Below are 8,750 nucleotides of genomic sequence, written 5' to 3' on the forward strand. Positions count from 1 at the left end.
AACAGGAATTAAAAGATGCGCCGCCAATCGAACGCCCTATTTTTTGCATTTTTACTGCTGTGTCCTTTCCCGGCCGTCGCCCAAATCATCCCCGATAATAGTTTAGGTGCTGAAAGTTCGCGAACTGTTCCGGCAACTATTAAAAATTTACCATCGGACAGTATAGAAGGTGGTGCAACTCGCGGAGTAAATTTATTTCACAGTTTCCAACAATTTAACGTGGGTGAAGGCAGAGGAGCGTATTTTGCCAATCCTAACGGGATTGTTAATATTTTTACTCGCGTTACGGGTGGCAATCCTTCCAATATTTTAGGTGTGTTGGGAGTTCAAGGTAATGCTAATTTATTCTTGCTGAATCCCAAAGGGATTATTTTTGGGCCCAATGCGAGGTTAGATTTAAGCGGCTCCTTTTTAGCAAGTTCTGCCGATAGCGTAGTTTTCGATAATGGCTATCAATTCAGCAGCAGCAATCCGCAATCAGTACCGCTATTAAATGTCAATATACCTATCGGTTTAAATTTTCGAGAAAATCCGGGTAAAATCATTAACAATTCAGCAGCACAGGCATTAAATTTGCCGGAATTACCCCCAGGAATCCCGCCGATTTTCAATAACATGGGCTTAGGAGTTGCTCCCGGACAAACTCTCGCCCTAGTGGGCGGAAATATTGAATTAAATCAGGGAATTGTCACCGCATCTGCCGGACAAATCTTGCTGGGTAGCGTCGCTAGTCCGGGGTTAGTTGGATTTGGTGTAACACCGCTTGGATTAAGTTTAAACTATGACAAAATTTCCAACTTTGGCAACATTCAATTAACTAACAACTCACTCATCAACAGCAGCGGATTAGGGGGTGGGAGAGTCGAAATTCGAGGCGGGAACATCGCCCTCAGCGGTTCACTAATTTACTCTTTGACTTTGGGAAATTTGGATGGAAAAAACATTGATATCAATGCTCAAAATTTTCGGGCGGAGGGAGGGTCGCAAATTTTCACCTTAGCGCTGGGAGATGGGGCAGCGGGAGCTGTGAATATATTTGCTACCGACTCAGTACAATTCATAGGCATTGGGTTTGAGAGCTACAAACAGTTTGTCAGTAACTCTACAGTATCAGGAGAAGTCAACCCTTTCGATCGGCAAATTCTTTTGATAACTAGCAATTCTGGCAGTGGTAATGCGGGTGACATTACCATTACTACCCCAGACCTAGTGCTGCGTGATGGGGTAGTGGCTGGTGCTTCTAGTTTTGGTGCAGGCAATAGTGGAAATATTGCAATCCGTTCCCAGACGGTGGATATAGATGCTTCTACAGTTAACAACGGCTCGCTTGCAGTTGGTGCCGGTGCAGGAGGAAACATTACTGTTGATACTCAACGCTTAACCGTGCGCGATGGCGGTAATCTCTCGAGTTCAACTTACAGTCAAAAAGCTTCGGGCAATATCACGGTTAGAGCATCTGAATCGGTAGAGATTATTAGAACAGTTCCCGGCGTTATGACGCTAACCGCTATTGGTACTAATAGTATAGGCTCTAGCGGCAGAGCAGGGGATATTACGATCGACACAAAACGGTTGATTGTCTCGGAGGGTGCAGGGATTACCTCAGCGAGCGGTACAGTGATTGGTAACACGGTGTCTTCTGCAACAGGCGGGCCTGGAGGCAATCTCACAATTCGCGCTGCTGAGTCGGTAGAAGTGACGGGTGCTTCTGAGATGTTAGATGATGGACAGCGGTTTCCTAGCTTTCTGTCGGCTCAAACCACAACCGCCAGTCGGGGTGGCGAGATCCGCATTTCTACACCGATGCTGACTGTGCGGGATGGAGGGATTATTTCTGCGGCTTCTTTGGGTGCAGCCGATGCCGGAGATATCACAATTAATGCCTCTAGGGTAGAAGTGCAAGGTATGGGGAACAACAATGGGTTCAGCAGTAGAATTGAGGCTTCGGCTGGCAGATTTTCTACTATTTTCAATCCCAATACTACGGGGAATGCAGGCTCTCTGAATCTGAATGTAAATCGATTGAGTATCCGGGATGGAGCAACGGTGGATGTTCAGTCTTTGGGTACGGGTCGTGCTGGAAATATTAATGTTGTAGCCAATTCTATCAACCTTGATACTAAAGGTAGTATTGATGGCACAAATGTATCCGGTACTGGGGCAAATATTAACCTCCAAGCGCGAGATATCCAGTTGCGACGCGGTAGCAGAATTACAACGGATGCAGGTATTTCTGAAGGTGGAAATATCAGAATTAATAGCGATATTCTGGTAGCTCTCCCACGAGAAAATAGCGATATTACAGCTAACGCTCGCACAGCTAGGGGCGGTCAAGTTACGGTAAATGTGCCAAATATCTTTGGTTTTTCAGCCGTGACACGGGAACAAGCCAGAAGTAGTTTAGGACTGACTGATGCTGAATTTGCGGCCCTACAAGTAAATCCAACTTCTCTAGTTCCTACCAGCGATATTGCGGCTATTTCCCAAAGTAGCGGTCCGGCTTTGCAAGGTACTGTAACATTTAGTTCTTCTGGGGTGAATCCTGCTCAAGGTTTAGTGGAACTGCCGCAAAATGTTGTCGATCCGACTGCGTTAATTGCTGCAAATCCCTGCACGCAAGAGGCAGGGAGCGCCTTTACCGTCACTGGGAAAGGAGGAGTGCCACCCAGTCCTAATGATGCCCTCAGCAGCCCTCTATCGCCGTTGCCTTGGGTAGAAGAGGCAGGAAGAAATGCAACGAGCAATGTAGAGGATTTAACAACCGATGTAACCGATCGAGGGAAGAAGGAAGAAGGGGAAATCCCCGATCGGGAAGTTGTTCCGGCGCAAGGTTGGGTGGTGAATGCGAAAGGAGAAGTTATGCTTGTTGGATATAATCCGGGTAATGCTGCTGACTCTCGCAATCCTCGATTGAGTTCGGGTTGTGTGCCGCGTTGAAATTAGGTTTTTTTTAAACCCCAGATTAACGCGGATTAACGCGGATTAACGCAGATGAAGAATAAGATGTATAGCCTTTATCAGTAACATGAGGTGCTCTGGCGGGCATAGGGCATAGGGCATAGGGCATAGGGTTCGTCCCCATACCTCACAACGCTTGAGAACCGCTATATTTGGGTTAATTAGTAGGTGTGTCTGCGGTTGTAATTTTATTTTCTAACTATGAAGTTTACCCGATCGCTCCGGCAAGTAATTCTGTTATTTGTGATTTCCTGTCTGCTAGCAATTGCGATTCCTCCTGGAATTGCTCAGGTTAATCCACCACAAACGGTGCAGCTTGTTCGACAAGCTCGAACTCTGTACCAAGAGGAACGTTTTTCGGAAGCTGTACCTTTGTTGCAGCAAGCGGCGGCGCAGTTTGAGGCAAAAGGCGAAAATCTCGATCGCGCCACAGCTTTGAGCAATTTAGCTGCAACCTACGGGCAGTTGGGGCTTTGGGAAGAAGCAGAAAAAGCTGTAAATTCGAGTTTGTCGGCTGTGCGAACACAAGCCAACACTCCCGAACAGCAGCGGATTTTGGCTGAAACTCTCAATATTCAAGGACAGTTGCAACTTGAACGCGGGCAGACTCAAGATGCGATCGAGATTTGGACGCAAGCTGCTAAAATTTTCGAGCAAATTGATAGAAAGAACCAACTTTTTCAAGTTCAAATTAATCAAAGTCGGGCTTGGGAACTTCTCGGACTTTACCCCAGGGCTTGCAAAATGCTGTTAGCTTCTTTCAAGTTGGAAAACCAAACTTGCGAAGTTTCGGCAGCGGGTTTGGAAACTTTGAAAAATCAATCTGTTTCTCTAGAACAAGTCCGGGCAACTCATGCTTTAGGGCGGGTACTGCGGGTTTTGGGACAACTGGAACGATCGCAGGATGTGCTTTCGGCGGGCCTCGAAGCAGCCCAAAAATTAGGTAGCCGATCAGAGGAGGCTGCAATTTATCTCAATCTGGGCAATACGGTACGGGCTAAAAGCAATAAACCGGGTTTGACACCAGAACAGCGGGCTGATTGGGAACGCTTTGCCCTAGAGTATTATGGTCGATCGATCCAAGCGATGCCGGATCGATCGACCCTACAAATTCAGGCAAAGTTAAACCAATTGAGTTTGTTACTCGATCGCAAAGATTGGTCTGAAGCAGAGGCTTTGTGGCGTTCTCTCGAACCTCAAGTCGCTCAACTTGGGTCGAACCGCGCCGGACTTTACGCTCAAATTAATCTAGCTCAAAGCTTGATGAAATTAGCTCAATCGCCTGCGAAAACTTTGAGTTTCAGCGATATTGACACAATGCTCGATCGCTCTGTCGAACGAGCAAACAGTTTGGGCGATAAACGCATACAAGCTTATATTCTGGCAGCGAAAGGCAAACTATCGGAAATCCAACAGCAGTATCAGAAAGCGGAAAATCTCACAACTGAGGCTTTGAGTTTAGCACCGGCGTTTCAATCTCCCGATATTGCTTACCAATTGTTTTGGCAACTGGGACGGATTCGGAAAGCTCAGGGAAATACAGAAGGGGCGATCGCTCAATATACTCAAGCTGTCAATATATTGTCTTCTCTGCGGGGCGATTTGGTGACAGTCAATCCCGAAGTGCAATTTTCGTTTCGGGAAAGTGCCGAACCAGTTTATCGGGAATTAGTCGGGATGCTTTTGCAAGAGGAATCTCCCAGTCAAGCTAAATTGACAATGGCGCGCCAAACGGTGGAATCTTTGCAGTTGGCGGAATTGGACAACTTTTTTCGGGATGCTTGCGCTGATGCTAAACCAAAGTCGATCGAGGAAATCGATCCTACAGCGGCGGTGATTTATCCGATTATTTTGAGCGATCGTTTGGAGGTAATTTTGTCAATTCCCGGCAAACCCCTGCGCCGGTATACTACTGTGAAGTCTCAAGCCGAGTTGGAAACTGCCTTCAGACAAGCCAAAAATGCCATCAGGCCTGCTGCTTTCCCCCGCAACAGGAGGCAACCCGTCGAACAGGTTTATGACTGGTTAATCCGCCCCGCAGAGGCCGATTTGACCGCCGCCGGGATTAAAACCCTGGTATTTGTGCTCGACGGTTACTTGCGGAATCTGCCGATGGCTGTGCTGCACGACGGTGAAAAGTTTTTGGTAGAAAAATACAATATTGCTTTGGCGCCGGGATTGCAATTGCTGGCACCGAAACCGCTGAGCAAAGTCAAGTTAAAAGTGCTCACCGCTGGCCTCTCCGAAGCGCGTCAAGGCTTCTCGGCTTTGCCGGGGGTGAAGGAGGAAGTTCAGCAAATTGCAGCCGAGATGCCGACGACTTCGCTGCTGAATGAAGATTTTGTCAGCGGGCGATTGCAGGATCGAATTAAAGCGGTATCTTACCCGATCGTCCATTTGGCAACTCACGGTCAATTTAGCTCGAATGCGGCGGATACTTTTATTGTGACTTGGGATCAGAAAGTGAATGTTAAGGAGTTCGATCAACTGCTGCGAGCCCGCACTGGCGAGAAACAACAGCCGATCGAACTTTTGGTTTTGAGTGCTTGCGAAACTGCTTCTGGCGATAACCGGGCGGCTTTGGGTTTGGCGGGGGCCGCAATTCGATCGGGGGCCCGCAGCACCGCCGCCACCCTTTGGCAAGTCAACGACGAATCTACAGCTATCTTTATGGCTGAGTTTTACAAGCAGCTTGCTTTAACTAAAACCAGCAAAGCTGAAGCCCTCCGCAACGCTCAATTAACGCTGTTGCAAAACCCACAGTATCAGAATCCGTATTTCTGGGCGCCTTTCGTGCTAGTGGGAAATTGGCAGTAATTTAAGATGGGGCATCGGGCATTGGGCATGGGGCATCGGGCATCGGGCATCGGGCATCGGGCATCGGGCATCGGGCATCGGGCATCGGGCATCGGGCATCAAGCTGGCAGTCAACAGTCAACAGTCAACAGTCAACTGACAACAGTCAACTGACAACTGACAACTGACAACTGACAACTAACTGAAATGCAGTTGGTTTTTTGTTAAAGTTTGTAAACTGTTAAGAGTGCTTTCTGCATCTAATATTTTTTCGAGGAGTCCCATGAAGCAACTTTTGATTGCTGAGCGCTTTTGCCTGATTGCCCACGTCTTGTCAATGGCTTTTGGATTGGCAGGCTTGCTGCTGATTTTACCCCGTCCCGAATTGGTGATGAGTTTGCCACCAGCAGGGCAAACGCTATTCCAGTGGGGGATGGCTGGGGGTGGAGTAGTTTATATCATCTTTGGTGCAGCAGCAGTTGCTCTCTATGCCTTGCGGACGTTGGGTTGGGGTGCAACTCTGGCTTTTTTAGTGCCTTCTGTGTTTTTGTCCTTGAGTAGCGAGTTGTTGGGAACGAGTACGGGTTTTCCCTTCGGGCACTACCATTATTTGAGCGGTTTGGGCTACAAAATTGCAGGGCTGGTTCCGTTTACAATTCCCCTCTCGTGGTTTTATCTGGGACTGGTTTCATACATAATTGCTCGCGCTGGAGTAGCTGGCGGTAAAGGTGAACTCAACTGGGTGCGCCAAATAGGGGCGATCGCCCTTGGTGCTTTGCTGCTAACAGCTTGGGATTTTGTACTAGATCCGGCGATGAGTCAAACTTCTGTGCCTTTTTGGGAGTTTGAGGAACTTGGGGCTTTCTTTGGGATGCCTTACCGCAATTTGGCTGGCTGGATGGGTACGGGCGCGCTATTTATGTCTGTAGCAGCTTTCTTGTGGAGAAAAACACCGATTAAATTAGAGCGATCGGAATTGGGTTTGCCCTTAATTGTTTATTTGGTAAACTTTGCTTTCGGAGCAATTATCACTGTAGTTTCCTTGGATTCTCGGTTCTGGTTCCCGACATCGCTAGCGGTGCTTCTGGGCGTAGTTCCGGCGATCGCGTTAAGCTGGATCGCTAAACCCGCAACAGGTGACGTAACCGAAACAATGCCGTCTTTGGATACATCTGTTATCACGGCTGAAATTCCACCTCAGCCCGTGGGCGTTTTGCGTAAGTGAGTTGCTAGCAAGCAACTGCGGCTGATTTAGCAAAAATTTACACTAAATTTTGAGCTAGTTTAAAAACCCGGTTTCTACAAAAAACCGGGTTTTTCAGTGGCGAGTTTTTCATTCCCAATTCCTGTAATATGTTTGAGGCAAAAATTTTATTAAATTTTTTCAATTGACACCAACCGTAATTCCCAATTCTTCAATTGAAAATCTAAAATCTAAAATCTAAAATCTAAAATCCCATGATCGCCCCGAACCTGTTCCCCCAACTGCTGACAACTATCATTCCTGTCGCACTCCTGCTGCTGCAATTGCCCGCCGCAGCCATTCTGATGTCGCGCTTGATTAAAGGCCCATCGCGCATCCCGCCCTTGGAACCGGATTCGCCGACGCTGGATTTGTTAGGTGCTTGTACTGCGGTAGTACCGACTTTGAACGAAGCCGATCGCATTTCGCCTTGTTTGGAAGGATTAAGCCGCCAAAGTTACGAACTCCGAGAAGCGATTGTGGTTGACAGCTATTCGGTAGACGGAACCGGAGATTTAGTCAAAGCAGCGGCACAAAAAGACCCCCGGTTTCGCTTGATTAACGACGATCCGCTGCCGGCGGGCTGGGTAGGGCGTCCCTGGGCGCTGAATGCGGGTTTTTTGGCAAGTTCCGAGAAGTGCGAGTGGATTTTGGGGATAGATGCGGATACTGTGCCGCATCCGGGCTTGATTGCGAGTTTGCTGAAGACGGCGAAAGCTGGAAATTACGATTTGATTTCGCTGTCGCCACAGTTTATCCTCAAGTATCCGGGGGAGTTGTGGCTGCAACCTGCTTTGTTAATGACTTTGGTTTATCGGTTCGGGCCGACGGGGACTGGCGGGGATGTGCCGGAACGGGTGATGGCGAACGGTCAGTGTTTTTTGTGCAGGCGCGAGGTTTTGGTGGCATTGGGGGGCTATGAGGTCGCGAGGGGTTCGTTTTGCGATGATGTGACTCTGGCTCGCTATGCGGCTGCTAAGGGCTTTAAGGTGGGCTTTTTGGATGGGGCAAAAGTGTTGAAGGTGCGGATGTATGAGGGGGCGATCGAGACTTGGAATGAATGGGGTCGATCGCTCGATTTGAAAGATGCTGCTTCTGGCGGTCAAATCTGGGGCGATTTGTGGCTGTTGCTGGCGGTTCAAGGTTTGCCGGTGCCGATTGTGTTGTGCTATTTGCTGTTTGGTTCGCTGCCGCCGGTTGGTGTATTTGGGCACTTTTGGCTGTTGGGATTGAATGTATTTTTGGTGGCTGTGCGATCGGCTTTGTGTTTCGCGATCGCACCTTCCTACGATACAACTGGGGCATCGGGTAAATGGCTGTTTTGGCTGTCACCTTTAGCCGATCCGCTGGCGTTTTTGCGAATTCTCATTTCTGCTTTAAATCAGCCTACTCAGTGGCGCGGCAGGAAGTATGAATAATCATTAAATTATTGCTATAAATAAATTTTGGGCTGTAGGGAAACGGCACTGCCGTGTCCGGGGAGGTTCTGCCAATGAAAGATAATTTACAGCAGATTCCAGGTTTATGAAATACACCCCGCGTTCGGGCGAATGCGGTAGGGACAAAGGCTTTCGCCGTGTCCCTTGTATGTTAAGAGTAGTCTGGTGGAAGACCATGAAAAAGTCTATCTGCTTCGGTCAGGTGAAGCTGGCGTGTCCCTGAGACCTTAATAGACTTCTTGCAAAAAAAATATGTGTTATACTTAAAAGTTTGCTCAAGTTTAGGTCAAACTTTGAATTATTGGGTTGATTGG

5 protein-coding genes are annotated in these 8,750 nt (G+C 48.1%); all 5 read left to right on the top strand.

Features of this window, described 5'->3' with window-relative positions:
- The first annotated feature begins 15 nt into the window (after positions 1-15).
- The 5 genes from QUB06_RS27235 (at position 16) to cruG (ending at position 8,415) form a co-directional block, all read left to right on the top strand.
- The gene (locus QUB06_RS27235; RefSeq protein ID WP_333437936.1) at positions 16-2,937 is read left to right on the top strand and encodes a two-partner secretion domain-containing protein; all 2,922 of its coding nucleotides are present in this window, start codon (positions 16-18) and stop codon (positions 2,935-2,937) included.
- A gap of 222 nt (positions 2,938-3,159) precedes the next feature.
- A complete protein-coding gene (locus tag QUB06_RS27240) occupies positions 3,160-5,775 on the top strand; it encodes a CHAT domain-containing protein (protein WP_333437937.1) in 2,616 nt (871 codons plus the stop codon).
- A 6-nt stretch (positions 5,776-5,781) separates the two neighbouring features.
- Positions 5,782-5,928 carry a hypothetical protein gene (locus QUB06_RS27245; RefSeq protein ID WP_333437938.1) on the top strand — a complete coding sequence of 49 codons (147 nt, stop codon included), beginning with the start codon at positions 5,782-5,784 and terminating at the stop codon, positions 5,926-5,928.
- A gap of 109 nt (positions 5,929-6,037) precedes the next feature.
- Positions 6,038-6,979 carry a gamma-carotene 1'-hydroxylase CruF gene (gene cruF, locus QUB06_RS27250; protein ID WP_333437939.1) on the top strand — a complete coding sequence of 314 codons (942 nt, stop codon included), beginning with the start codon at positions 6,038-6,040 and terminating at the stop codon, positions 6,977-6,979.
- 233 nt (positions 6,980-7,212) lie between these two features.
- Entirely contained in the window at positions 7,213-8,415 is a 1,203-nt protein-coding gene (gene cruG, locus QUB06_RS27255) for a 2'-O-glycosyltransferase CruG (RefSeq protein WP_333437940.1), read from the top strand.
- Positions 8,416-8,750: the final 335 nt, after the last annotated feature.

Origin of the sequence: Microcoleus sp. D2_18a_D3 (assembly GCF_036702455.1) — a bacterium.
Classification (GTDB): domain Bacteria; phylum Cyanobacteriota; class Cyanobacteriia; order Cyanobacteriales; family Microcoleaceae; genus Microcoleus.